Origin of the sequence: Sphaerisporangium sp. TRM90804 (assembly GCF_029846175.1) — a bacterium.
Classification (GTDB): domain Bacteria; phylum Actinomycetota; class Actinomycetes; order Streptosporangiales; family Streptosporangiaceae; genus Sphaerisporangium.
In genome coordinates this window covers 322,210-346,724 of record NZ_JARWAC010000004.1, presented here as the reverse complement: position 1 = coordinate 346,724, position 24,515 = coordinate 322,210, and the positions used below count along the sequence as shown (strand labels likewise).

Here is a 24,515-nt window from a genome sequence, read left to right as displayed (position 1 = left end):
GCCCCGTGGCGGTGGGGGGCGGCCGGGGAGGGTAGCGTTCCCCCATGACCGGCATTTCCCGGCAGTGGCGGGTTCGGCGTGAGGCGACGGTCCTCAAGTGGGCGGTGGCGGCCGGGTTCGCCGTCTTCGCCGCCGTGCTTCGTGAGGACGTCCGCGGGATGCTGCTGTGCGCGGGCGGCGCGCTGCTCTTCGCGGGCTTCGCCCTGCGCGACACCCTGGCCCCCGTCCGCCTGGCCGCCGACGACCACGGCGTCACCGTGGTCACCGGCCTGGCGAGCCGCCTTCAGGTGCCCTGGACGCAGATCACCCACATCCGCGTGGCCCGCCACGCCCGCTACGGCCTGCGCTGGGACATGCTGGAGGTGGAGACCAAGGACGGCCTCCACCTCTTCTCCTCCCACGAGCTGGGCGTCCCCTGCGACACCGTCGCCGACGAGCTCTTCCAGTTCCGCTGGCGCTGACCCACGCCGGACGGCCCCGCTCGCGTCGTCCCGCTCGTGTCACCCCGGCCCCGGCGGACCGTGACCGCCCGCGTCACCCCGCGTCGGTCCCGCCCGCGTCGGTCCCGCTCGTGTCACCCCCGCGTCACCCCCGGCCCCGGCGGACCGTGACCGCCCGAGGTCACTTCAGCGGGTCGTGGCCCCAGTTCATCAGGGAGTACCGCCAACGGGTCCGCTCGACGTCCCCCTCGGGCCGCTGGGCGAGGTGGCGGCGCACATAACCCGTGACCTTGCGCATGTGCGCGTAGTCGTCGTCGGACCGGTCGCCCTCGCGCCCGCGCAGAAGCGTCACGATCCTGCGCCCGGACGCGTGCCCGGTCGACTCGCCGTCCCCCGGCCGGTCGCCGACGGCCTTCGACTCCTCGGTCTCCAGCCAGCGCTCCAGCTCCGAGGCGGTCATGTTGACCGCCTCGGCGAAGTCCGAGGTGGTCCGGTCCCTGTCCCCGGGCATCGGCTCACCCCTTCTTACGCAGAGCCGAGGGCTTGTGCACCGCCCGCTTGCCGCTCTTCTCGCTCTCGACCACGTACTGCGGCTCCTCCGGCGAGGCCGCCACGGCCCGCCCGGCCTCCTCCGTCCGCTCGGTGACCTTCTTCTTCACCTCGCCCGGCACCGTCACCCCGTGGCTCTTCCAGGTGACCTCGTCGCCCACGCCGGGCTCGTCCTTCGGTCTCTTGGTCATACGCGGGACCTACCCCACTCCAAACCGGGCGAATGCCTATAAATCCCCTGTCCTCGGCAATCAGGCGGCCTGATCTGGACGTTGGGGCTGGCGCCGGGGCGCCGGTTCGGGTAAGCGGTTGGTGTGGATCTGTCTGCCGCGGTGAACGAGCTCTACGGCCACGCCCCCGAGGACTTCGTGCTCGCGCGCGCGAACCTGGCGGCCCGGGTGAAGAAGGGCGGCGACCCCGCCCTGGCCAAGCAGATCGGCGCGCTGCGCCGTCCCACCGTCTCGGCCTGGGCTGTCAACCAGCTCGCCCGCTCCGCCCCCGACGAGCTCGACGGGCTGCTGGAGGTCGGCACCGAGCTTCGCGCGGCCTGGGCGGCCGGCGAGCACGTCGCCGAGCTCGACCAGCGGCGGGGCGAGCTGATCACCCGTCTGGTCCGCACCGTCGAGCGGCTCGCCACCGAGGCGGAACGGCCGCTGCGCGAGCCCGCCGTCCGCGAGGTCCAGGAGACGCTGCACGCGGCGACGATGGACCCCGAGGTCGCCGACGAGGTCGCCGAGGGCCGCCTCGCGCAGCCCCGCGCCTACGCCGGCTTCGCCCCCGTCGGGGAGGGCGCCCCGCGCGCCCAGACCACGCCCAGGCGCCCCACCCCCAAGAAGCGCGCCGACAAGCAGCAGAGCGAGGAGGAGAAGAGGCGCGAGGAGGAGGAGCGGCGTCGCCGCCTGACCGAACAGGCCGAAGCCGCCGCCGCCGAGGCCCGCGAGGCCGAGGAGGCGCTCGCCGAGTGGCAGGCGGAGGTGGACGCCGCCGAGCAGGCGTGCACGGAGATCGCCGAGGAGGAGTCCCGGCTCCGCCGCGAGCTCAACGCCGTCCTCGACCGCCAGGACGCCCTGCTCAAACGCTTCAGGATGTCCGAGCGCGAACGCAACCGCGCCACCCGCCGAGCCGAGGAGACCCGCCGCCGAGCCGACGAGGCCCGGAACAAGCTGTCCTGACGGACCGGCGGTGGTGTTTCCTCCCGCAACCAGAGGTCTGCGGTGGCAAGCGACTCTGTGCCGGGATAAGCGGTAGTTCGCATGGAAAACGGCATATAGCGGTAGGTGTGAGGAATTGACGGGTTCAACCTCCCGTTAAGCCGCTTGATATCACGGCATTCCACAGAATTAACACGTCGTAACTAATTTGTCGACTAAGAGGCGATTAGTCTTACTCTCGTTAGTTCATCCACGGGAGGAATGTTTTGTCAGCGCAGCTGAACCGGTTCATTTTAGTGATGGCCGCGGGAGCCCTCGTCGTTCTGACGATGGCGACTCCGGCGGGAGCCGTCTTCGACCCCATCGCCACCGAACCCGTCGCGCCGTACGCCCAGCCGGTGGACGCAAGCGTCCCCAAGCGGGGCTGCACCACCACGCCCGCGGACCCCAAGAACACGACCGGCAGCACGCCGGCGGTCCAGGTGATCTACGCCTGGCACGACGGCAACGGGAACAACTACGAGGCCTACGTCGAGCGGATCGCCAAGATCGTCGATCGGATGGACTGGTTGCTCGACGAGTCCACCAACTACGACCAGCACATCAAGACCAGCTGCCGTACCGGGTACGACACCAGCACCTACTCCGGTTACGCCCACGCGCTGGTGATCCCCGAGAAGATCGAGCTCGCCGACCCGGCGGCCGAGAACCCGCCGGAGGTCATGGCCGACGACCTGGCCGCGGCGGGGTACGACGACGCCAACCGCAAGTACGTGGTGTTCGAGGACTTCGACGGCACGGGAACCGCGCACTGCGGCCCGGTCTGCGTGGCGACCGCGGACGAATGGGACAGCGGGACGATGATGCACGAGCTGATCCACCTGCACAACGTGGATCACGCGAAGGTCACCGAGGTGCCCGACACCCTCGCGGTCAACGACGTCATGAGCAGCCAGTACAACGACTGGCAGGTCGACCAGGAGTTCAACAACTACTACGACCCCAGCGAGGTCTCGGCGCTGTTCTACACCTCCAACCACCCGAGCACCAACAAGGTCAACCTGGCGGCGTACCCGCAGTTCACCACGCCGATCTGCTGTGACGTGGGCTACAGCAACGACCTGCTGACCGCGCAGGAACGCACGATCGAGGCCCAGGCGCCCTACTCGTTCCCCACGGGGTTCAGCGTCTCCGGCGGCGGCTGGATGCAGATCACCCCGCCCGGTGCCGACAACCAGGTCTCGGCCCGGTACTACGACGGGCGCCGGTCGCTGACCATGAACGTCCAGGCCCACGCCGAAGGGTTCCTGTCGATCACCCGCAGGCCGGCGGTGACCGCGGGGCAGCGGTACAAGTTCTTCACCCGCCTGACGACCGGCGCCTCCGGCGACGTCAAGCTCCGCCTGTCCTGGTACAACGGCTCCAACAGCCTGATCTCCACCAGCGACAGCTCGCTGTACGCGCTGACGTCCGACTGGCAGGAGTACAACGTCTCGGCGATCGCGCCCTCCGGCACGGCGACCGTGCAGCTCTCGGTGGTCAGCCCCTCGGGCCAGAACTTCGCCTACCTGACCGACAGCTGGCAGCTCAACCACTGCAACAACGGCAAAACCGTGGACGGGTGCCGCATCGACGGCTGACCCGCGCACGCCCCCGCCCGGCCGCACCCCTGCCGGGCGGGCGGGGCCGGTGCCGGCACGCCGCCGGCGCCGGCCTCTACGGCTGTCCGGAGCGCGCCTCGCCGACGAGGGCGACGAGCTCGGGCAGGACGCCCGGGGCGGCCGCGAGGGTCGCGCCGGAGGCGGTGGTGTGCGGGGTGCCGTCGGCGTCGGTGACCAGCGCGCCGGCCTCCTTGGCGATGAGGACCCCGGCGGCGGTGTCCCAGGGCTTGTTGGCGAGCATGACGCAGGCGTCCGTCCGGCCTTCGGCGACCCAGACCAGGTCGATGGCGGCCGAGCCGAACATGCGCACCCGCTGGGCCCGGGCGGCCAGCAGGCGGGTGATGGCCAGGCGGTCGCGGTTGAGCCGCCCGGCGTCGTCGCCGACCGCGTAGTCGCCCATGGACACCAGGGCGGCGTCGAGCGTGGCGGTGGTGCTGCACTTGATGGGCTCGTCGTCGGCCGTGGCGCCGCCGCCCTCGGCGGCGGCGTAGCGGGAGCCGAGGAAGGGCAGGTCGATGACGCCAAGGATCGCCGTGTCGTCGCGTACGAGGGCGAGCGAGACGCCGCACAGCGGCAGGCCGTGCACGAAGTTGACGGTGCCGTCGACCGGGTCGAGCACCCACTGCAGGCCGTTGTGCACGCGGCCGTCGGTGCCCTCCTCCTCGCCGAGCACCCCGATGGCCGGGGTGTGCCGCGCGAGGTGCTCGCGGACGGCCCGCTCGACGGCGAAGTCGACCTCGGTCGCCATGTCGCGGTCGCCCTTGGAGGTGACGACGCCGGGCAGGCTGGTGGTGACCAGCTCGCGGGCGACGGCCACGGCTTCCAGGGCGATGGGCATGAGTGCTCGTGCGTCGTCGGTCATGCTGCTCCGTTTCGCTCCCACGGTGGGGGGCGCCTGCCGGGAACGGGGGAGACCGCCTCATCGTAGACGCGGCCCGCGGCCCGCGGCCCGCCGGTCACGCGGGTGAGGCGCCCCGGTAGAGCTCCGGGTGGGCCCGGACGAAGTCCTCCAGGGTGGACGCGGGCCGTCCGGTGAGCAGTTCGACGTCGCGGGTCGCCCGGTCGTACCGGTTGGCGGCGTGCAGGCGGGCCATGGCGGCGAGGTGGCCGGCGAGGTGCGGGGGCAGGTGCGCGCCGCGCAGGTCGCGGTCCAGCCACCGCTCGGCCGGCTCGTCGACGTAGGTGACGGTGCGGCCGAGCGCGCGGGAGAACTCCTCCGCCATGGCGGTCAGGTCGCGGGAGCGGGGGCCGGTCAGCTCGTAGACCTTCCCGACGTGCCGGCGGGGGTCGCGCAGGATCGCCGCGACCGACTCGGCCACGTCCCCGGCCGCGACCGGAGACGTGCGGCCCGCCCCGAACGGCAGCCGGATCGTGCCGTCCTGGCGTATCGACGCCGCCGCGAAGGTCGTGAACAGCGGGTTCTCCAGGAAGACGGTCGGCCGGACGTACACGGCCGGCACCCCCGACCAGGCGAGGGCCTGCTCGGCCAGCCAGTGCCAGCGCTGGTGCGCCGACTCCTCGGTGCTGGTCACGTCCATCTGCGAGACGGTCATCTGCGAGATGGCGACGAACGCGTCCAGGCCCCCGTAGCGGCGCGCCACGGCCGTGGTGGTGAGCGCGGCCTCCAGGTACGACGACGACACGCTCATGCCGAAGTACATGCTCCGGCACCCGTCCAGCGCGCGCGCCACGTCGGGGGCGCGGGCGAGATCGCCGGCCACCACCTCCGCGCCGATCGCGCGCAGCGCCTCGGCGCGCTCGTCCTCCCGGCGGACGAGCGCGCGGACCGGCAGGCCGTCGCGCCGCAGCAGGCCGACGACGCTCCGCCCGACCCTTCCCACGCTCCCGGCCGCCCCGGTCACCAGGATCGGACGTTCGTCGGACATCGGCTCTCTCCCCCCGGAAGGCGCTCACCGGGAGACCTACCCGCGGCGCCACCCGCCGCCCCGCGAACGACCAGCGAACGACCCGGGAACGTCCCGCGAGCGCCCCTGCGAACGTCCCCGCGAGCGCCCCGGGCGCGCCTCGCGTGGGCGGCGGCTCGCCGGCCGGGGGGCGCCTCCGGCGTTGACGCGAACGGGAGGAAGGGATACGTTTCGGTAGATTTCACGGTTGTCCAAGGGAAATCCGGTGAGATGCCGGTGCGGACGCGCCACTGTATCCGGGACGTTGATCCCGGGAGCCAGGTCGCTTGGGTGGCCGTGACCTCGATGTTCGGGACGCGTCATCCCTGAGGAGGCTTCATGAGTGGCATGTCCGCTCCTTCCGTCATTCCGTTTCCCCGCCTGGGCCCGTGGCTGCTGGCCGTACCGGTGCTGCTCCTCGTCGCCTATCTGGTGCTGATGGACAACGGCGCCATCTCCCAGACCGGGACCTACCTCCACGAACTCATGCACGACGGGCGGCATCTGCTCGGCGTGCCGTGCCACTAGGGGCGGGCGTGATCCGCACCCTGCTGGTCAGGGGCCTGCTTCTGGGCCTGCTGGCCGGGTTCGCCGCGGGCGGGTTCGCCTTCCTCTTCGGCGAGCCGCACGTGGACAGCGCGATCGCCCTGGAGGAGGCTGCGGCCGCCCACGCGCCCGCCGCCGGGCCGGCCGAGGAGGCCGGGCACGACCACGGCGAGGACGCCGCGGTCAGCCGGCCGGTGCAGAAGGCGGGCCTGTTCCTGGCCACCGGGCTGTACGGCCTGGCCGTGGGCGGCGTGTTCGCGCTCGTCTACGCCGGGCTGCGCGGCCGGGTCGGGCCGCGCTCGGACGGCGGGCTCGCCCTCGCCGCCGCAGCGACGGCCTTCGGCGCGGTCATCCTGGTGCCCTTCCTGAAGTACCCGGCCAACCCGCCGGCGGTGGGCGACCCGGAGACCATCAACGGCCGCACCGTGCTCTACGTGGTGATGGTCCTGGTCGGCCTGGCGGCCGTGGCGATCGCGGTGGCGACCGCGCGCCACGTCCACAGCGGGCCGTGGCCGCGGTGGACCGCCGCCGTGGCCGCGTTCCTCGTCCCGGTGGTGGCGGCCTGGCTGCTGCTGCCCGCCGTCGACGAGGTCCCCGAGGGCTTCCCCGCCGGGTTGCTGTGGGAGTTCAGGCTGGCGTCGCTGGGCACCCAGCTCGTCTTCTGGGCCGCCTTCGGCGCGCTGTTCGGCTGGGTGAGCGACCGCGCGGCCCGCCGCCCGGCGTTCGCCGCGCCCGCCCTCTCCCGTAGCTGAGCGGAGTGCTGTTCATCCGGCACGCCACCACCCCCGGCATGCGCTCGGCCCGTTTCCCCGCCGACGAGCGGGCCGACCCCGCGAGCCTGGCCAGGGCCGCCACCCTGACCGGCCTGCTGACGACCGGCGCCGCGCCCGTCCACGCCGCCGCGCCCGCCGGGAGCGCCGAGGTGATCGGCGGCCCTGACGAGGCCACCCGGGCCCAGGCGGCCTGGGTGGCGCCGGTGCGGGCGGCCACGGAGACCGCCGAGGCCATGGGGCTCGTCCCGCGTGCGGCGCCGGCGCTGGGCGAGGCCGACGCCGGGCGGTGGCGCGGCCTGCCGTACGACAGGGTCGCGCGGCGGGAGCCGGAGGAGCTGGCACGCTGGCTCGCCGACCCGGAGGCGGCGCCGCACGGCGGCGAGAGCCTCGCCGCGCTGGCCGTCCGCGTCGGCGCCTGGCTGGAGTCGGTCCGCGACGAGCCGGCCGCGGTCGCCGTCTGCGACGCGGGCGCCATCAGGGCCGCGCTCGGCCACGCGCTCGGCCTGGACCCGCGCACGGCCGCCCGCTTCGACATCGCGCCGCTCTCGACCACTGAGCTGACCGTCACGCGGGACGGCTGGCGGGTCGCCCACGTCAACCGGAAGGTCATCCCTTGGTCGCCACCTACCCGTTCAGCGCCGTCGTCGGACTCGGCGACCTGAAGCTGGCGCTGGTGCTCAACGCCGTCTCGCCCCGCGTCGGCGGCGTCCTCGTGCGCGGGGAGAAGGGCACGGCCAAGTCCACCATCGTCCGCGCGCTCGCCGCCCAGCTTCCGCCCGTGGACGCCGTCGCGGGCTGCCGGTTCGCCTGCGACCCCGCCGCGCCCGACCCCGAGTGCCCGGACGGCCCGCACGAGCCCGGCGCCCGCGGCGTCCGCCGTCCGGCCGCGCTCGTGGAGCTGCCGGTGGGCGCGTCGGAGGACCGGCTGGTCGGCTCCCTCGACGTGGAGCGGGCGCTCACCGAGGGGGTGAAGGCGTTCGAGCCCGGACTGCTCGCCGCCGCGCACCGCGGCGTGCTGTACGTGGACGAGGTCAACCTGCTGCACGACCACCTGGTGGACCTGCTGCTGGACGCGGCCGCGCTGGGCACCTGCTACGTGGAGCGCGAGTCGGTGTCGGTGCGGCACGCGGCCCGGTTCCTGCTGGTGGGCACGATGAACCCCGAGGAGGGGGAGCTGCGGCCGCAGCTGCTCGACCGGTTCGGGCTGACGGTCGAGGTGCGGGCGTCCCGGGATCCGGCGGAGCGGGTCGAGGTGGTCCGCCGGCGGCTCGCGTTCGACGCCGAGCCCGGCGCGTTCGCCGCCCGGTGGACCGCCGAGGAGGCGGCGCTCGCGGAGCGGATCGCGCACGCCCGGGCCCGGGTGCCGTCGGTGCGGCTGCCGGACGCGCGGCTCAGGCAGATCGCCACGGTGTGCGCGGCGTTCGAGGTGGACGGCCTGCGCGCCGACCTGGTCACCGCCAACGCGGCGATCGCGCACGCCGCCTGGCAGGGCAGGGACGCGGTGACCACCGAGGACGTGCGGGCGGCGGCCCGGCTGTCCCTGCCGCACCGACGCCGCCGCGACCCGTTCGACGCGCCGGGCCTGGACGAGTCGCTGCTGGACGAGCTGCTGGACCGCACATCGGGCGACGACGACGACCCCGGCGACCCGCCGGGCGGACCCGGCGGGCGCGATCCCGGCGCGGGCGACGACCCCGGCGCCGGCCCGGACGGCGCGGCCGGGGACACGCGGGACCCGGCGGACGGCTCGGACGCCGCCGATCCCGGCGAGCACCGGCGAGACCCCGCCGGCGGGCCCGCACACGACCGGGCCCGGAACGGCGACGGGCCTGACACGACCGACGCCCCGCGCGACGGCGAGGGCGACGCCCGCGGTGACGGCCGGACCGGCGACCGCCACGACGCGGCCGACGACCGGCGTGACCAGGCCGGCGACCGGCATGACGACCGGGCCGGCGGCCCGGATGACGGCCCCGGGCGGGTCGCCCTCGCGGCGGCGCCGCACCGGGTGCCGCTGCTCCAGGTGCCCGGCCTCGGCGAGGGGGCGGCCGGCCGTCGCTCGCGGGCGCGCACCCCGCACGGCCGCGCCGCGGGCTCCCGCCGCCCCGGCGGGACCGTCCACGACCTACACGTGACGGCGACCCTGCTGGCCGCCGCCCCGCACCAGAGGCGGCGCGGGCGCGCCGGCCCCGGCCTGCTGCTGCGCCGGGACGACCTACGCGAGGTCGTGCGCGAGGGCAGGGAGGGCAACCTGGTGCTGTTCGCGGTGGACGCCAGCGGCTCGATGGCAGCCCGGAAGCGGATGACCGCGGTGAAGACCGCGGTGCTGAGCCTGCTGCTGGACGCCTACCAGCGGCGCGACAAGGTCGGCCTGGTCACCTTCCGCGGCGCCACCGCCGAGCTGGTGCTGCCGCCCACCTCCTCGGTGGAGGCGGGCGCGGCCCGGCTGCGCTCGCTGCCCACCGGCGGGCGCACCCCGCTGGCCGCGGGCCTGGTCAGGACGGCCGAGGTGCTGCGCGTCGAACGCCTGCGCGACCCGTCCCGCCGCCCGCTCCTGGTGGTGGTCACCGACGGCCGCGCCACGGCCGGCGGCGACGTCGACCGCGCCGCGGCCCTGCTGCGCGGCGTCGCGAGCGTGGTCGTCGACTGCGAGAGCGGCCCCGTCCGCCTCGGCCTCGCCGTCCGGCTGGCCGCCCGCCTCGGCGCGCGCCTCGTCCCGCTCGACACGCTGTCGGACCTCGGCTCGGTGGTCCGCGATCACAGAAGGGCCGGTTGACATGCCGCAGGGAAAGCCGGAGACGGTGCCCGAGGACGGGCTGACCACGCGGCAGCGCAGGAACAGGCCGTTGCTGATGGTCCACACCGGGCCGGGCAAGGGCAAGTCGACGGCCGCGTTCGGGATGGCGCTGCGCGCCTGGAACCAGGGCTGGCCGGTCGGGGTGTTCCAGTTCGTGAAGTCGGCCAAGTGGCGCGTCGGCGAGGAGCGGGCGCTCACCGTGCTGGGCGCCTCCGGCGAGGGCGGCACGGTGACCTGGCACAAGATGGGCGAGGGCTGGTCGTGGATCCAGCGGCCCGGCACCGAGGAGGACCACGCGGGCGACGCCCGCGAGGGCTGGGAGCAGATCAGGCGCGACCTGGCCGCCGAGACCTACCGCTTCTACGTGCTGGACGAGTTCACCTACCCGCTGAAGTGGGGCTGGCTCGACCTGGACGACGTCCTCGCGACGCTCGCCGCCCGCCCCGGCGACCAGCACGTCGTGATCACCGGCAGGGACGCGCCCGAGCGGCTGCTCGCGGTGGCCGACCTGGTGACCGAGATGGGCAAGGTCCGCCATCCCATGGACGCCGGGCAGAAGGGACAGAAAGGCATCGAGTGGTAGGGCCCCCGCGCCTCGTCATCGCCGCGCCGTCGTCCGGCAGCGGCAAGACGACGGTCGCCACCGGCCTGATGGCGGCGCTGCGCGCACGCGGGCTGCGGGTCTCGCCGCACAAGGTGGGGCCCGACTACATCGATCCCGGCTACCACGCCCTGGCGAGCGGGCGCCCCGGCCGCAACCTGGACCCCTGGCTGCAGGGGGAGGAGCTGATCGGCCCGCTGTTCCTGCACGGCGCGGCCGGGTGCGACCTCGCGGTGGTCGAGGGCGTGATGGGCCTGTTCGACGGCAGGGGTCAGACCGACTTCGCCTCCACCGCGCACGTCGCCCGGCTGCTGGACGCGCCGGTGGTGCTGGTCGTGGACGCGGCCAGGCAGAGCAGGTCGGTCGCGGCCCTGGTGCACGGGTTCGCCACGTTCGACCCGCGGGTGCGGGTCGGGGGCGTCGTGCTCAACCGGGTGGGCTCGGACCGCCACGAGCAGCTCTGCCGCGCCGCGCTCGCGGCCGCGGGCGTGCCGGTGCTGGGCGCGATCCACCGCGACGACGCCGTCTCCACCCCCTCCCGCCACCTAGGCCTGGTGCCCGCCGCCGAGCGCGAGTCCGAGGCCGTGGCCGCCGTCGACCGGCTCGCCGCCCTCGTCGCCCGCTCCTGCGACCTGGACGCCCTCGTCCGCCTCGCCGCCACCGCCCCGCCCCTCCCCGGCCCACCCTGGTCCCCCCGCCCCGGCGCCCCGGCCGGGCAACGGGACGGCGGCCGCCTCACCCCCACTCCCGGCCCGGCCCGGCCCCTCCGGCCCGGCGCCCCGGATGGGGAACGGGATGAGGGCCGATCCACCCCCGCTCCCGATTCAGCCCGCTTGCCCCGATCCGGCGACCTGGAAGGAGAACGGGTGGAGGAACGACCCACCGCCGCTCCGCACGAACCCGACTCGGCCCGGTCCTCCCGATCCGGCGACCCGGACCGGGAACGGGATGAGGGCCGATCCACCGCCGGTCCGCCCGCTCCCGACTCGGCCCGGTTCCCCCGGTCCCCGTCCCGCGCGGGGGCCGGGGAGCTGTCCGCCGCTTCGCGCCCGCATGGCGCGGCCTGGTCGTCCTCGGCCGCTCCGTACGCGCCCGGCCCGGCCTGGTCGGCCCGGGCGGGCGGGGGGCGGCCGGTGGTGGCCGTCGCCGGGGGGAGGGCGTTCACCTTCGGGTACGCCGAGCACGTCGAGCTGGTGCGCGCGGCCGGGGCGGACGTCGCGGTGTTCGACCCGCTCAAGGACGAGGCGCTGCCGGAGGGCACGGGCGCGCTGGTCATCGGCGGCGGGTTCCCCGAGATGTACGCCGCCGAGCTGGCCGCCAACCGGCCGCTGCGCGAGCAGGTGGCCGGCTTCGGCGGGCCGATCGCGGCCGAGTGCGCCGGGCTGCTCTACCTGTGCGAGGAGCTGGACGGCCGGCGCATGTGCGGCCGGGTGCCCGGCAGGGCGAGCATGACCGGCCGGCTCGCGCTCGGCTACCGCGACGCCGTCGCCACCCGCGACTCGCTGCTCACCGTCGCGGGCGAGCGCTTCCACGGCCACGAGTTCCACCGCACCGCCGTCGAGGCCGCGGCCGACCCGCTGTTCCGCTGGCAGGACGGCGCCGACGGCTTCGGCGACGCCCTGCTCACCGCCTCCTACCTGCACCTGCACTGGACCGCCACCCCCTGGCTGGCCCACCGCCTGGTGGCGTCCGCCAAGGCCCCCTCGGGCCTGCGGTAGGTCCCACGCGGGCCGCCCGGCTCGACGCCGCATCGGCCGGGCGGCGCGGTCCCGGCCGGCCTCCGCCTTGGCTCGATGCGGGGCCGCCCAGGCAACGCGAGGCGCACGGCCGGAGCCTTCCGCGCCGTCCCGGCGCCGGTCAGCGGCGGCGCACGGCCGGAGCCTGCGGCGGTCCTGCGGCGGTCAGCGGGGGGTGTCGTCTTCCAGGTCGCCCTCGGTCTTGAGGTAGACCTCGCGCAGGCGGGCCAGGATATCCGGGTCGGGGCGCTGCCACATGCCGCGGTCGGCCGCCTCCAGCAGGCGTTCGGCGATGCCGTGCAGGGCCCACGGGTTGGACTTCGTCATGAACGCCCGGTTCTCCGGGTCGAGCACGTAGGCCTCGGTCAGCCGGTCGTACATCCAGTCGGCCATGACGCCGGTGGTGGCGTCGTAGCCGAACAGGTAGTCGACGGTGGCCGCCAGCTCGAAGGCGCCCTTGTAACCGTGGCGGCGCATGGCGGCCAGCCACTGCGGGTTCACCACCCGGGCGCGGAAGATCCGCGAGGTCTCCTCCGACAGGGTGCGGGTGCGCACGGCGTCGGGGCGGGTGCTGTCGCCGACGTAGGCGGCCGGGGCCTTGCCGGTGAGGGCGCGGACGGTCGCCACCATGCCGCCGTGGTACTGGAAGTAGTCGTCGCTGTCGGCGATGTCGTGCTCGCGGGTGTCGATGTTCTTCGCGGCGACGGCGATGCGGCGGTAGGCGCGCTCCATGTCCGGGCGGGCGGGCACGCCGTCCAGGTCGCGGCCGTAGGCGAAGCCGCCCCACACGGCGTACACCTCGGCGAGGTCGGCGTCGTCGCGCCAGTTGCGGCTGTCGATGAGCGGCAGCAGCCCGGCTCCGTAGGCGCCGGGGGCCGAGCCGAAGACACGCATGGTGGCCCGCCGCGCGTCGCCGTGGGCATCGGTGTCGGCGGCGACGTGGGCGCGGACGTAGTTGTCCTCCCCGGGCTCGTCCTGGCCGGCTGCCAGCAGCACGGCGTCGTCCAGCATGGCGACGACGTGCGGGAACGCGTCGCGGAAGAAGCCGCTGATCCGCACGGTCACGTCGATCCTGGGGCGGCCCAGCTCGGCGAGCGCGACCGGCTCCAGGCCGGTGACGCGGCGCGAGGCCTCGTCCCACACCGGCCGGACGCCGAGCAGCGCGAGCACCTCCGCCACGTCGTCCCCGGCCGTGCGCATGGCGCTGGTGCCCCACACCGACAGGCCGACCGACCTCGGCCAGGCGCCGGTGTCGGCGCGGTAGCGCGCGAGCAGCGACTCGGCCATGGCCTGACCGGTCTCCCAGGCGAGCCTGCTCGGCACCGCCCGCGGGTCGACGGAGTAGAAGTTGCGCCCGGTCGGCAGCACGTTGACCAGCCCGCGCAGCGGCGAGCCGCTGGGCCCGGCGGGCACGTATCCGCCGTCCAGGGCGTGCAGGACGTGGTCCAGCTCGTCGGTGGTGCGCGCGAGCCGCGGCACCATCTCGGTGGCGGCGAACGTGAGCACCCGCGCCACCAGCTCACGCCGGGCCGCGTCGGCGGGCGCGTGCGGTTCCGGGAGCGCCGATGCGCGTCCGGCCGGAATGGAGGGCTCCGTGACCCGCCGCTCCCCGGCAGCCGGTTCGGCCGGTTCGGGGAGGTCGGCGGGTTCGTGGTGGGCGGGATCGGTGAGAATCGAGTCGACGACGGCGGGTACCGCGGTGGGGGACCAGGCGGCGGACTCCATCGCCTCCACCAGGGCGCGCGCGGTCGCCTCCGCGTGGTCGACGCCGGCCAGGCCGGCGGTGCCGTCCTCGGCCAGGCCGAGGGCCTCGCGCAGGCCGGGCAGGGCCTCGGTGCCGGCCCACATCTGCCGGGCGCGCAGCATCGCCAGCACCAGGCCGACGCGCGCCGGGCCCTCGGGGGCCTGGCCGAGGACGTGCAGGCCGTCGCGGATCTGCGCGTCCTTCACCTCGCACAGCCAGCCGTCCACGTGCAGCAGGAAGTCGTCGAACTCGGTGTCGTGCGGCCGGTCGGCCAGCCCGAGGTCGTGGTCGAGCCTGGCGGCCTGGATCAGCGTCCAGATCTGCGCCCTGATCGCGGGCAGCTTGGCCGGGTCCATCGCGGCGATCGACGCGTGCTCGTCCAGGAGCTGCTCCAGGCGGGCGATGTCGCCGTAGCTCTCGGCGCGCGCCATCGGCGGCACCAGGTGGTCCACCAGGACGGCGTGCGCGCGCCGCTTGGCCTGCGTGCCCTCGCCCGGGTCGTTGACCAGGAACGGGTACACCAGCGGCAGGTCGCCGAGCGCCGCGTCCGTCCCGCACGAGGCCGACATGCCGGCCGACTTGCCGGGCAGCCACTCCAGGTTGCCGTGCTTGCCGACGTGCACCATGGCGTGCGCGCCGAACTCCGCCGACAGCCAGCGGTAGGCGGCCAGGTAGTGGTGGCTGGGCGGCAGGTCGGGGTCGTGGTAGATGGCGATCGGGTTCTCCCCGAAGCCGCGCGGCGGCTGCACCATCACCACGACGTTCCCGGCGCGCAGGGCGGCGAGCACGATGTCGCCCTCGTGCACGAACAGCTCGCCGGGCGGCGGCCCCCAGTGGCGCTCCATGCGGGCGCGCAGGTCGTCCGGCAGCGTCCGGTACCAGCCCTCGTAGGTGGCGGCGGGGATGCGCACGGGGTTGCCGGCGAGCTGCTCCTCGGAGAGCCAGTCGGCGTCCTGCCCGCCGGCGGCGATCAGCGCGTGGATCAGCGCGTCGCCGTCCTGCCCGGCCACGCCCGGGAAGCCGTCGCCCAGGTCGTACCCGGCGGCGGCGAGCCTGGCGAGCAGGGCGACCGTGCTGGCGGGGGTGTCCAGGCCGACCGCGTTGCCGATCCGGGAGTGCTTGGTGGGGTAGGCCGACAGCATGACCACCAGGCGGCGCTCGGCGGGCGGGGTGTGCCGCAGCAGGCCGTGCCGCACGGCGATGCCGGCCACCCGGGCGGCCCGCTCGGGGTCGGCGACGTAGACGGTCAGCCCGTCCTCGTCGACCTCCTTGAAGGAGAACGGCACGGTGATGATGCGGCCGTCGAACTCGGGGATCGCCACCTGGGAGGCGGCGTCCAGCGGCGACAGGCCGTCGTCGTTCTCCTCCCACGCCTGCCGGCTGGAGGTCAGGCACAGCCCCTGCAGGATCGGCACGTCGAGCTGGGCGAGCGCCCCCACGTCCCACGCGCCGTCGTCGCCGCCCGCCCCGGCCGTGGCCGGCCGCGAGCCGCCGGCGGCCAGCACGGTCACCACCAGCGCGTCCGCCTGACGCAGCGTTTCGAGCAGCTCGGGCTCGGCGGTCCGCAGGGAGGAGCAGAACACGGGCAGCGCCCGGCCGCCGGCGTCCTCGACGGCCCGGCACAGCGACTCGACGAACGCGGTGTTCCCGGCCATGTGGTGCGCGCGGTAGTAGAGCACCCCGACCACCGGCCCAGGCCCGCCCCGGGACTCGCGCTCCAGCCGGCCCCAGGACGGCGCCGGCTCGGGCGGCGCGAAGCCGCGGCCGGTCAGCAGGACGGTGTCGGACAGGAAGGCGTGCAGCTCGGCGAGGTTGGCGGGGCCGCCGTGCGCGAGGTAGGCGTGCGCCTCGGCGCAGACGCCGCCGCTGACGGTGGACAGCTCCATCAGCTCGGCGTCCGGCGCCTGCTCGCCGCCCAGCACCACGACCGGGCGCGGTCCGGCGAGCAGCGCGTCCAGGCCGTCCTCCCAGGCCCTGCGCCCGCCGAGCAGGCGCACCACCACCAGGTCGGTGCCGTCCACCAGCGCGGGCAGGTCCTCGGGGAGCAGCCTCGCCGGGTTGCCCAGGCGGTAGGCCGCGCCGCCGGCGCGGGCGCTCAGCAGGTCGGTGTCGGAGGTGGAGAGCAGCAGGACGGTATGGCTGTCGCCAGGCACGAAGAGATCCTCCCTCGGGGTCCTCGCCCCGGGCCGCGGGTGTCACGACGGCGGAAGTGTCCTGGCTTCCGGATCGACGCTCACCCCGGCCTTCCCGCCCGTCTCCGGGCCGTGGCCTTCGGTGGGGTTCGCTCCCCGGTCACAGTGGCGGGACCGCGCCGGATTCGCACCGGCTTCCTCCCATTGCCTTCGTCTACGGGAAGACTACGGCAGCTCGGCTCACCGTAAAACTGGCGTTACCATCCTCTTCGTGTCCATAGCTGACTTTTCCGGACGGGCGCGTCCCGACGCCTGTCCGGGAGCGCTACAGGTGCACGAGGCCGCCGACGGCCCGCTGGCGCGGGTCCGCGTGCCCGGCGGCGTGGTCTCCGCCGCCCAGCTTCGCGAGCTGGCCGCCGCCGCCGACGAGCTGGGCTCCGGCGTCATCGAGCTGACGTCCAGGGCGAACGTCCAGGTGCGCGGCCTGCGGTCGCCCGCCGCCTTCGCCGCGCGGATCGCCGCCGCCGGGCTGCTGCCCTCGCCCGCCCACGAACGGGTGCGCAACATCGTCGCCTCCCCGCTCGGCGGGCGCGGCCCGTCGGGCGCGCTGGCCACCGAACCGCTGGTCGCGGCCCTGGACACCGCCCTGTGCGCGACCCCGGGCCTGGCCGGGCTGCCCGGACGGTTCCTGTTCGCCCTGGACGACGGCACCGGCGACGCCGCCGGGCTCGGCGCCGACGTGACCTTCGGCGCCGGCGGCCTGCTGCTGGCCGGCACCGGCGTCGGGTTCGCCGCCGGCGGTCCATTCCCGGCCGAGGGTCTCACGGCCGGCTCGGCCGTTCCGCGCCCCGGGGCCGGGACGGCGGGCCCGCCGCACCCCGCCGGGCGCCCGACACCCACCGGTGACCCGGTCACGCTCATGATCGCCGCGGCCGAGGCGTTCCTCGCCGAACGGGGCGACGACGGCGCGTGGCGGATCGCCGAGCTGACCGGCGGCCCGGCCCGGATCGCCGCCCGCCTGGGCGGGGCGACGACCGGCGAGCCCGCGCCCGGCCCGGCGCCGCGGCGGGCCGGGCCCGTCGGGCAGCGGGACGGCCGCGTGGCGCTGGAGGCGGTCGTGCCGCTGGGCCGGCTCTCACCCGCCCAGGCGCGCGCGCTCGCCGGCACGGCCCGGCCCGTGCGGCTGACGCCGTGGCGCACGGTCGTGCTGCTCGACGTGGACGCGCGCGCGGTAGAAGCCCTCGCCGGCCCGCTGGAGGACGCGGGCCTGGTCACCGACCCGGCCTCGCCCTGGGTGGGCGTGACCGCCTGCACCGGGCGTCCCGGCTGCGCGAAGTCCCTGGCCGACGTCCAGGCCGACGCGGCACGCTGGGCCGCCGGGCGGGACCGGGCGCCCGCGGTGCCGGTGCACTGGGCGGGATGCGAGCGGCGCTGCGGCCTGCCGCGCGGCCGGGTGACGCAGATGGTCGCCACCGGCGAGGGATACGAGGAAAGGCAGTAGTGACCGACTACATCCGCGACGGCGCCGAGATCTACCGGCGGTCGTTCGCCACCATCCGCGCCGAGAGCGACCTGTCGGGCATGCCGCCCGAGGTGGCACAGGTCGCCGTCCGCATGATCCACGCCTGCGGCATGACCGACCTGGTGGCCGACCTCGGCTGGTCGCCCGGGGTGGTGGTCGGCGCCCGCGCCGCGCTGCGGGCGGGCGCGCCGGTGCTGTGCGACGCCATGATGGTCGCCTCCGGCGTGACCCGGAGCAGGCTGCCCGCCGACAACGAGGTGATCTGCACGCTCGGCGCGCCCGAGGTGCCCGCGCTGGCCGAGCGGCTCGGCACCACCCGCAGCGCGGCGGCGCTCGAACTGTGGCGCGACCGCCTGGCGGGCTCGGTGGTGGCCATCGGCAACGCGCCCACCGCGCTGTTCCGGCTGCTGGAGCTGGTCGCCGAGGGGGCGGGCCGCCCGGCGGCGGTGCTCGGCATCCCGGTCGGCTTCATCGGCGCCGCCGAGTCCAAGCGGGCGCTCGCCGCGAGCGGCCTCGACCATCTGGTGGTGCACGGCCGCCGCGGCGGCAGTGCGATGACGGCGGCGGCGGTCAACGCCATCGCCAGCGAAGTGGAGTGAGCGATGACGGGACGGCTGTACGGAGTGGGCCTCGGCCCCGGCGACCCCGAGCTGGTCACGGTCAAGACCGCCCGGCTGATCGGCGCCGCCGACGTGATCGCCTACCACGCGGCCCGGCACGGCCGCAGCATCGCCCGGTCGATCGCGCTGCCGTACATGCGCGAGGGGCAGGTCGAGGAGCTGCTGCTCTACCCGCTGACCACCGAGACCACCGACCACCCGGGCGGCTACCAGGGCGCCCTCGACGACTTCTACGCCGACTGCGCCGAACGGCTGGCCGCGCATCTGGACGCCGGCCGGACCGTGGTGGTGCTGAGCGAGGGCGACCCGCTGTTCTACGGCTCCTACATGCACATGCACAAGCGGCTCGCGCACCGTTACCCCACCGAGGTGGTGCCCGGCGTCACCTCGGTCAGCGCGGCGTCGGCGGTGCTGGGGCGGCCGCTGGTGGAGCGGGACGAGATCCTCACCGTACTGCCGGGCACGCTGCCCGGCGAGGTGCTGACGGAGCACCTGCGCGGCACCGGCTCGGCCGCGGTGCTCAAGCTGGGCCGGACGTTCGAGAAGGTGCGCGACGCGTTCGCCGACGCCGGCCGCCTCGACGACGCCTGGTACGTGGAACGGGCCACCATGGGGGCAGAGCGGGTCGCGCCGCTGAAGGACGTCGACCCCGACGGGGTGCCGTACTTCTCGCTGGCCCTGCTCGCCAGCCCGGCCGAGCGCACCTTCGTGCCGGAGCGCGAGCCGTCCGGCGGGCCGGGGGAGGTGGTCGTGGTGGGCCTCGGCCCGGCCGGGCGGCCGTGGCTCACCCCCGAGGCGCAGGACGCGCTCGCCGCGGCCACCGACCTGGTCGGATACGGGCCGTACGTCGACCGGGTGGCGCCGAACCCGCGCCAGCGCCGCCACCGCACCGACAACCGCGTCGAGGCCGAGCGCGCCCGGCACGCCCTCGAACTGGCCGGGCAGGGGGCGCGGGTGGCCGTCGTGTCCTCCGGCGACCCCGGCGTGTTCGCCATGGCCAGCGCCGTGCTGGAGGCCGCGGCCGGCTTCCCGGACGTGCCGGTGCGGGTGGTGCCCGGCCTGACCGCGGCGCAGGCCGTGGCGAGCAGGGTGGGCGCGCCGCTCGGCCACGACTACTGCGTGCTGTCGCTGTCGGACCTGCTCAAGCCGTGGGAGGTCGTCGCCGAACGCCTGACGGCGGCCGCACGCGCCGACCTGGTGCTGGCGCTCTACAACCCCGCCTCCCGCAGCCGCACGTGGCAGCTCGCGGCGGCCCGCGACCTGCTGCTGGAGCACCGCGACCCGGCCACGCCGGTGGTGGTGGGCAGGGACGTCGGCGGCCCCGGGGAGAGCGTCACCGTCACCACGCTCGGCGAGCTGGACCCCGAGCGGGTCGACATGCGCTGCCTGCTGATCGTCGGCTCCTCGACCACCCGCGTGACCGAGAGCGGCACCGTCTACACCCCGCGCCGCTACCCCTGACCCCGAGCGGATGGCCACGCGCTGCCTGCTGATCGCCGGTTCCTCGACCACCCGCGTGACCGGCACCGTCCACACCCCGCGCCGCCGCCCCTGACCCCGAGCGAGGATCGCGTCCACCCGGCGACTTGAGTGTGCCCCCAGGGCAGGGTGTTGGCTCGTGAGCGAAGATGGAGATTCGAGCCCACGAGGAAATCAACGATGGAAACACCCGGTTCCGGCGACCCCCGGGACGCGACGTCCCACCCGAGCACCCTGGCGCCGGGGCGGTCTCACCCGGCCGTCGACGAGTCCCGGCCGTTCGGTGCCCACCTGCGCATGAGCTGGTGGAAGCCGCTCGTGGTCATCATCGTGCCGCCGCTGGCGATGTTGGTCCTGCAGGTTCTCTTCTACCAGGTCGTCGGCGTCATCGAGGGCAGTGACGACCCGATGTCGGCCACCATCACGCCGTTGAAGTTCCTGGCGGTCAACCTGAGCATCGGCGCGGCGGGCGTGCTGGCGATCCTGCTCCTGGCGTGGACGGCCGGGGTGCCGTGGCGAAGCCTGATCAGTTCGCCGCGAGCGTTCGACGCACGCCGTCTGGCGCGGTACCTGACGGGCGCGGCTCTGCTGGTGGGCGCCGGGATCGGTCTCGGGGCGCTGGTCGCACCCGACGCTCCGGGCTGGACCGCCTTCGGCGTCACCGGCACGACGATCGCCATACTGGTGATCATGCTTCTGACGACCCCGGTACAGTCCGCCGGTGAGGAGCTGATGTTCCGAAGCGCCGCGCTGCCCGCCGCCGCGTCCTGGGTGCGTGCGGTCCGCCCGGCGCTGGTCGTCGGGCTCGTGGTCTCCAGCCTGGCCTTCGCCGTGGTCCACGGGTCAACCGACCCATGGCTTTTTGGATACTATGTCGTGTTCGGCGTCTGTGCCGGGCTGATGGCGATCATCAGCCGCGGCATCGAGGCACCGGTCGCGTTCCACATCGCGAACAACGTCCTGGCGACGACGGTCAACACGTTGATGGCCGATGGCGAGGCCTTCCCGCTCGACCGGTCCACCGACACCGGCGACGCGTCCCTGCTGATCATCGCCGCCGTCGACATCGGCATGGTCCTGTTCGTCTGGCTGCGCGAGCGGCGGGCGGGGGCCACGAGCTAGCGCCGCCGCCGGCGCCGGACGTGCGGTACCGCGTGAGGAGGTGAGGACCCATGGCGTGGAGCACACGCGAGCTGGCCGAGCTGGCGGGATGCACGGTGAAGACGGTGCGCTACTACCACGAGATCGGCCTGCTCGACGAGCCCGAGCGTGAGCCCAACGGCTACAAGCGGTACGAGGTCCGCCACCTGACGCGGCTTCTGCAGATCAAGCGACTGACCGCACTGGGTGTGCCGCTCGCACAGGTGGCGGCGATGGGAACGGACCCCGACGGCCGCGCCTCGGTCTTCCAGGCAATCGACGCCGAGCTGGAGGCGACGGTGGAGCGGCTCCAGAACATCCGGCGAGAGCTGGCCGTGCTGTCCCAGCCCGGCGCGTCGCCGGATGTGCCGGCCGGGTTCAGCGGCGTCGCGGAGTCGCTGCGTGACAACGATCGCGCACTGCTCACGATCTATGCCGAGCTGTTCTCGGACGAGTCGATGGATGCGGTGCGGCAGACCCTTGAGGCACGTCCCAACCCCGCACTCGACGAGGAGTTCCGCGACCTTCCCGAGGACGCCGACGAGGCCACCCGGCAGGCCCTCGCCGAACGGATAGCACCGCTCATCGACGCGGCCACCGATCACTCGGTCACGCTGGAGCCCAAGGCCGCCACACCGGGCCGGGCCCGGGCGGCCCTGAGCGCCGCCGGCCACGCCCTCCAGGCTCTTTACAACCCTGCTCAGCTCGACGTGCTGCGCCGAGCGCACCTGATCAGCCAAGCCGACGGGGACGCACACAAGGCGGACCCGGCCTGACGATCACGGCGGCGGCCGTCTCGTGCGCTTGTGGCACTCGTCCCCCACGGGTTCACCCGCACGGTCTCGCCCGGCCTCACGAGGTACGGCTGGAGCGCCAGGCCGGGCGCCGGGCGTCAGGCCCGCCCGCGGGCCCAGGCGGCGGCGGTGGAGACGTCGCCGACCAGGCCTAGGCCCTCGGGCAGGGGCGGCCGGTCGACCATGATCACCGGGAGGCCCAGCTCGCGGGCGGCGACGAGCTTGGCGGTGGTCATGGCGCCGCCGCTGTCCTTGGTGACCAGCACGTCGAGCCGGTACTCGCGGATCAGGGCGCGCTCGCCCTCGACCGTGTACGGCCCGCGGTCCAGCAGCACGTGGACGCCGGCCGGGACCGGCGGCTCGGGCGGGTCGACCGACCTGGCCAGCAGCCACACGCCCGGTCGCCCGGCGAAGACCTGCAGGCTCCTGCGCCCGGTGGTGAGGAACACCCGGGCGGGCGCGGTGAGCAGCTCGGCGGCGGCCTCCAGCGAGGGGACCCGCCGCCACTCGTCGCCCGGCCCCTCCCGCCAGCCGGGCCGGCGCAGCACCAGCAGCGGCACGCCGGTGCGCCGCGCGGCCTCGGCGGCCGAGGCGGTCATGCGGGACGCGAACGGGTGGGTCGCGTCGACCAGCGCGTCGACGCGACGCGCCGTCAGCCAGGCGGCCAGGCCGTCCGGCCCGCCGAAGCCGCCCTCGCGCACCTCGCCGACGGGCAGCCGCGGGTCGCTCACGCGCCCGGCCAGCGACGAGACGACGTGGACGCCCGGCCCGGCCAGCTCGGCGGCCAACGCACGCGCCTCGGCGGTGCCGCCGAGGATCAGGACGCGTCTCACGAACGTGCGCACTCAGCGCGCGGGCCGGGCGGCCCGGCGACGAGGACGGGTGCCTCGGCGGTGCCGCCGAGGATCAGGACGCGTCTCACGACCGGACGCGCGCGGCGCTGTAGAGGTGGCTGTCGGGGAACTCCGACGCCGTCAGCACCGGCCCGACGACGATGACGGCGGTGCGCCGGATCCCCGCCGCGCGCACCCGGGGGGCGATGTCGGCCAGCGTGCCGCGCAGGATCTCCTCGTCCTGCCGGCTCGCCCGCGCCACCACGGCCACCGGGCAGCCGGGCCCGTAGGACGGCAGCAGTTCCTCGACCACCGCGTCGATGCGCTGCACGGCCAGGTGCAGCACCATCGTGGCGCCGCTAGCGCCCAGCGTCGCCAGGTCCTCGCCCGGGGGCATCGGAGTGGCGCGTGCCGAGGTGCGCGTCAGGATGATGGTCTGCCCGACCCCGGGAATGGTCAGCTCCCGGCCGAGCGAGGCGGCCGCGGCGGCGAACGCCGGCACCCCGGGCACCACCTCGTACGGCACGTCCAGCGCGTCCAGCCGGCGCATCTGCTCGGCCACGGCGCTGAACACCGACGGGTCGCCCGAGTGCAGCCGGGCCACGTCGAGCCCGGCCCGGTGCGCGCCGGCCAGCTCCTCGACGATCTCGGCGAGGGTCAGGTTCGCGGTGTCGACCAGCCGCGCGCCCTCGGGGCAGGCGTCCAGCAGCTCGCGCGGCACCAGCGAGCCCGCGTACAGGCAGACCCGCGCGGACTCCAGCAGCCGCAGCCCCCGCACGGTGATCAGGTCGGCGGCCCCGGGGCCGGCTCCGATGAAGTACACGGTCATGGCGCGTCCTTCCTGGTGACCGACCATACGGTCACCGGCATCGCGGCCCGCCATCCGGTGAAGCCGCCGACCGGCGAGGCGCGCTGGACGGAGAGCCGCACCAGGTCGCCGCCGAGCCGGCCGTACCACCGGGCCAGGACGGCCTCGGATTCGAGTGTGACGGCGTTGACCACCAGCCGTCCGCCGGGCCGCAGCGCCGCCCAGCAGGTCTCCAGCAGGCCGGGGGCGGTCGCGCCGCCGCCGACGAACACGGCGTCCGGCGCCGGCAGGCCCTCCAGCGCGGCGGGCGCCTCGCCCTCGGCGACCCGCAGCGCGGGGACGCCCAGCGCGTCGGCGTTGCGCCGGATCGCGGCGGCGCGGGCGGCCCTGCTCTCGATCGCGACGGCGGCGCACGACGGGTGGGCGCGCATCCACTCGACGGCGACGCTGCCCGCGCCCGCGCCGACGTCCCACAGCAGCTCGCCGGGGAGCGGGGCGAGCCGCGACAGGCTCACCGCGCGGACCTCGCGCTTGGTGAGCTGCCCGTCGTGCTCGAACGCGGAGTCGGGCAGGCCGGGCACCCTGGCGAGCGGCTCGGCGCCGGGGCCCGGCGCGCACTCGACGGCGATCACGTTCAGCGCGGACGCGGCCGGGGCCGTCCACGCCTCGGCCGTGCCCCGCTCGACGGACTCGCCGGGCCCGCCGAGGTCGCAGAGCACGGTCATCGGGCTGGGCCCGTGGCCGCGGGCGGTGAGCAGCGCGGCGACCAGCGCGGGCGACCCGCGGTCGGCGCCGAGCACGACCAGGCGGCGGCCGGGCTGGACGGCGGCGTTCAGCGCGGCCGGGGGACGGCCCACCAGGCTGACCACCTCCACGCCCTCCACCGGCCAGCCGAGCCGGGCGCAGGCCAGCGACAGCGACGACGGGTGCGGCAGCACCTCCACCCGGCCGGGGCCGAGCAGCCGCACCAGCGTGGAGCCGATGCCGTAGAACATCGGGTCGCCGCTGGCCAGCACGCAGACGCGGCGGCCGTCGTGCGCCCGGATCAGCTCGGGCAGCGCGGGGAGCAGGGGAGAGGGCCAGGCGACCCGTTCGGCGGCGCTCGGCGGCACGAGGCCGAGCTGCCTGCGACCGCCCATCAGCACCTCGGCGTCCTGCACGGCCCGGCGGGAGCCGGCGGCGAGGCCGTCCCATCCGTCGGCGCCGACGCCGACGACCGTGATCGCGGCCACGTGCCTCCTTGGGGTGATTTGCGAGGGATATCGTATAGCAGCCCTTCTGGCAT

The 24,515-nt window shown here is 75.2% G+C and carries 22 protein-coding genes and 2 riboswitches; of the genes, 14 read left to right on the top strand and 8 right to left on the bottom strand.

What is annotated here, in order from left to right; all coding sequences use genetic code 11:
• Positions 1-44 precede the first annotated feature (44 nt).
• A complete protein-coding gene (locus PYR91_RS05640) occupies positions 45-461 on the top strand; it encodes a PH domain-containing protein (RefSeq protein WP_279777936.1) in 417 nt (138 codons plus the stop codon).
• A gap of 160 nt (positions 462-621) precedes the next feature.
• Here PYR91_RS05640 and PYR91_RS05635 read toward each other — a convergent pair whose 3' ends face one another.
• Both PYR91_RS05635 and PYR91_RS05630 read right to left on the bottom strand, forming a co-directional pair.
• A complete protein-coding gene (locus tag PYR91_RS05635; protein ID WP_279777934.1) occupies positions 622-951 on the bottom strand; it encodes a DUF3140 domain-containing protein in 330 nt (109 codons plus the stop codon).
• A gap of 4 nt (positions 952-955) precedes the next feature.
• Positions 956-1,180 carry a DUF2945 domain-containing protein gene (locus PYR91_RS05630; RefSeq protein ID WP_279777932.1) on the bottom strand — a complete coding sequence of 75 codons (225 nt, stop codon included), beginning with the start codon at positions 1,178-1,180 and terminating at the stop codon, positions 956-958.
• A 123-nt stretch (positions 1,181-1,303) separates the two neighbouring features.
• Here PYR91_RS05630 and PYR91_RS05625 point away from each other — a divergent pair, with 123 nt between their 5' ends.
• Positions 1,304-2,161, top strand: coding sequence for a hypothetical protein (locus PYR91_RS05625; protein ID WP_279777930.1), 858 nt, complete (start codon positions 1,304-1,306; stop codon positions 2,159-2,161).
• 278 nt (positions 2,162-2,439) lie between these two features.
• Positions 2,440-3,780: a hypothetical protein gene (locus PYR91_RS05620; protein WP_279777929.1), complete on the top strand. Its 1,341-nt coding sequence runs from the start codon at positions 2,440-2,442 to the stop codon at positions 3,778-3,780.
• 76 nt (positions 3,781-3,856) lie between these two features.
• Here PYR91_RS05620 and PYR91_RS05615 read toward each other — a convergent pair whose 3' ends face one another.
• Positions 3,857-4,663: an inositol monophosphatase family protein gene (locus PYR91_RS05615; protein ID WP_279777926.1), complete on the bottom strand. Its 807-nt coding sequence runs from the start codon at positions 4,661-4,663 to the stop codon at positions 3,857-3,859.
• 94 nt (positions 4,664-4,757) lie between these two features.
• Positions 4,758-5,687, bottom strand: a complete 930-nt coding sequence (locus tag PYR91_RS05610; RefSeq protein ID WP_279777924.1) for an NmrA family NAD(P)-binding protein — start codon at positions 5,685-5,687, stop codon at positions 4,758-4,760.
• A 208-nt stretch (positions 5,688-5,895) separates the two neighbouring features.
• A riboswitch (adenosylcobalamin (AdoCbl) riboswitch) is annotated at positions 5,896-6,043 on the top strand.
• A 10-nt stretch (positions 6,044-6,053) separates the two neighbouring features.
• Between PYR91_RS05610 and PYR91_RS05605 the strand changes: the two genes are divergently transcribed.
• Genes PYR91_RS05605 through PYR91_RS05580 form a run of 6 tightly spaced genes read left to right on the top strand, consistent with a single transcriptional unit; the run spans position 6,054 to position 12,140 of the window.
• On the top strand, positions 6,054-6,233 hold the full coding sequence (locus PYR91_RS05605) for a CbtB-domain containing protein (RefSeq protein ID WP_279777923.1): 180 nt from the start codon (positions 6,054-6,056) through the stop codon (positions 6,231-6,233).
• Positions 6,234-6,241: 8 nt separating this feature from the next.
• Positions 6,242-7,003 (top strand): CbtA family protein, encoded by a 762-nt coding sequence (locus PYR91_RS05600; RefSeq protein ID WP_279777922.1) that lies wholly within the window; start codon positions 6,242-6,244, stop codon positions 7,001-7,003.
• Positions 7,004-7,008: 5 nt separating this feature from the next.
• Positions 7,009-7,686, top strand: coding sequence for a histidine phosphatase family protein (locus tag PYR91_RS05595; protein WP_279777921.1), 678 nt, complete (start codon positions 7,009-7,011; stop codon positions 7,684-7,686).
• Positions 7,638-9,800, top strand: a complete 2,163-nt coding sequence (locus PYR91_RS05590; RefSeq protein ID WP_279777920.1) for a magnesium chelatase subunit D family protein — start codon at positions 7,638-7,640, stop codon at positions 9,798-9,800. The genes PYR91_RS05595 and PYR91_RS05590 overlap by 49 nt, the downstream gene beginning before the upstream one ends.
• A gap of 1 nt (position 9,801) precedes the next feature.
• On the top strand, positions 9,802-10,404 hold the full coding sequence (gene cobO, locus PYR91_RS05585; RefSeq protein ID WP_279777919.1) for a cob(I)yrinic acid a,c-diamide adenosyltransferase: 603 nt from the start codon (positions 9,802-9,804) through the stop codon (positions 10,402-10,404).
• On the top strand, positions 10,398-12,140 hold the full coding sequence (locus PYR91_RS05580; RefSeq protein ID WP_279777918.1) for a cobyrinate a,c-diamide synthase: 1,743 nt from the start codon (positions 10,398-10,400) through the stop codon (positions 12,138-12,140). The genes cobO and PYR91_RS05580 overlap by 7 nt, the downstream gene beginning before the upstream one ends.
• 183 nt (positions 12,141-12,323) lie before the next feature.
• Here PYR91_RS05580 and cobN read toward each other — a convergent pair whose 3' ends face one another.
• On the bottom strand, positions 12,324-16,055 hold the full coding sequence (gene cobN / locus PYR91_RS05575) for a cobaltochelatase subunit CobN (protein ID WP_279777916.1): 3,732 nt from the start codon (positions 16,053-16,055) through the stop codon (positions 12,324-12,326).
• Positions 16,056-16,086: 31 nt separating this feature from the next.
• A riboswitch (cobalamin riboswitch) is annotated at positions 16,087-16,297 on the bottom strand.
• Positions 16,298-16,365: 68 nt separating this feature from the next.
• On the opposite strand from cobN, the gene PYR91_RS05570 reads away from it, so the two are divergent.
• The 5 genes from PYR91_RS05570 to PYR91_RS05550 all read left to right on the top strand — a co-directional run bounded on the left by PYR91_RS05570 (position 16,366) and on the right by PYR91_RS05550 (position 21,571).
• Positions 16,366-17,535: a precorrin-3B synthase gene (locus PYR91_RS05570; protein ID WP_279777915.1), complete on the top strand. Its 1,170-nt coding sequence runs from the start codon at positions 16,366-16,368 to the stop codon at positions 17,533-17,535.
• Positions 17,535-18,155 carry a precorrin-8X methylmutase gene (locus PYR91_RS05565; protein WP_279777914.1) on the top strand — a complete coding sequence of 207 codons (621 nt, stop codon included), beginning with the start codon at positions 17,535-17,537 and terminating at the stop codon, positions 18,153-18,155. The genes PYR91_RS05570 and PYR91_RS05565 overlap by 1 nt, the downstream gene beginning before the upstream one ends.
• 3 nt (positions 18,156-18,158) lie before the next feature.
• Entirely contained in the window at positions 18,159-19,637 is a 1,479-nt protein-coding gene (cobJ, locus tag PYR91_RS05560; protein WP_279777913.1) for a precorrin-3B C(17)-methyltransferase, read from the top strand.
• A gap of 336 nt (positions 19,638-19,973) precedes the next feature.
• Positions 19,974-20,777, top strand: a complete 804-nt coding sequence (locus tag PYR91_RS05555; RefSeq protein WP_279777912.1) for a CPBP family intramembrane metalloprotease — start codon at positions 19,974-19,976, stop codon at positions 20,775-20,777.
• Between the two features lie 50 nt (positions 20,778-20,827).
• Entirely contained in the window at positions 20,828-21,571 is a 744-nt protein-coding gene (locus PYR91_RS05550; RefSeq protein ID WP_279777911.1) for a MerR family transcriptional regulator, read from the top strand.
• A 116-nt stretch (positions 21,572-21,687) separates the two neighbouring features.
• Here PYR91_RS05550 and PYR91_RS05545 read toward each other — a convergent pair whose 3' ends face one another.
• The 3 genes from PYR91_RS05545 to cbiE all read right to left on the bottom strand — a co-directional run bounded on the left by PYR91_RS05545 (position 21,688) and on the right by cbiE (position 24,462).
• Positions 21,688-22,422, bottom strand: coding sequence for a cobalt-precorrin-6A reductase (locus tag PYR91_RS05545; protein WP_279777909.1), 735 nt, complete (start codon positions 22,420-22,422; stop codon positions 21,688-21,690).
• 85 nt (positions 22,423-22,507) lie between these two features.
• A complete protein-coding gene (gene cobM / locus PYR91_RS05540) occupies positions 22,508-23,251 on the bottom strand; it encodes a precorrin-4 C(11)-methyltransferase (RefSeq protein WP_279777908.1) in 744 nt (247 codons plus the stop codon).
• A complete protein-coding gene (gene cbiE, locus PYR91_RS05535; RefSeq protein WP_279777907.1) occupies positions 23,248-24,462 on the bottom strand; it encodes a precorrin-6y C5,15-methyltransferase (decarboxylating) subunit CbiE in 1,215 nt (404 codons plus the stop codon). Before cbiE ends, cobM begins: the two co-directional genes overlap by 4 nt.
• Between the last annotated feature and the right edge of the window lie 53 nt (positions 24,463-24,515).

Excerpts from the sequence above, each read along its gene's own strand:
- PYR91_RS05630 (WP_279777932.1), bottom strand. The coding sequence starts at position 1,180 with ATGACCAAGAGACCGAAGGACGAGCCCGGCGTGGGCGACGAGGTCACC.
- PYR91_RS05635 (WP_279777934.1), bottom strand. The coding sequence starts at position 951 with ATGCCCGGGGACAGGGACCGGACCACCTCGGACTTCGCCGAGGCGGTC.
- PYR91_RS05605 (WP_279777923.1), top strand. The coding sequence starts at position 6,054 with ATGTCCGCTCCTTCCGTCATTCCGTTTCCCCGCCTGGGCCCGTGGCTG.
- cobM (WP_279777908.1), bottom strand. The coding sequence starts at position 23,251 with ATGACCGTGTACTTCATCGGAGCCGGCCCCGGGGCCGCCGACCTGATC.
- PYR91_RS05615 (WP_279777926.1), bottom strand. The coding sequence starts at position 4,663 with ATGACCGACGACGCACGAGCACTCATGCCCATCGCCCTGGAAGCCGTG.
- cobO (WP_279777919.1), top strand. The coding sequence starts at position 9,802 with ATGCCGCAGGGAAAGCCGGAGACGGTGCCCGAGGACGGGCTGACCACG.
- PYR91_RS05610 (WP_279777924.1), bottom strand. The coding sequence starts at position 5,687 with ATGTCCGACGAACGTCCGATCCTGGTGACCGGGGCGGCCGGGAGCGTG.
- PYR91_RS05620 (WP_279777929.1), top strand. The coding sequence starts at position 2,440 with ATGGCCGCGGGAGCCCTCGTCGTTCTGACGATGGCGACTCCGGCGGGA.
- PYR91_RS05550 (WP_279777911.1), top strand. The coding sequence starts at position 20,828 with ATGGCGTGGAGCACACGCGAGCTGGCCGAGCTGGCGGGATGCACGGTG.
- PYR91_RS05640 (WP_279777936.1), top strand. The coding sequence starts at position 45 with ATGACCGGCATTTCCCGGCAGTGGCGGGTTCGGCGTGAGGCGACGGTC.
- cobJ (WP_279777913.1), top strand. The coding sequence starts at position 18,159 with ATGACGGGACGGCTGTACGGAGTGGGCCTCGGCCCCGGCGACCCCGAG.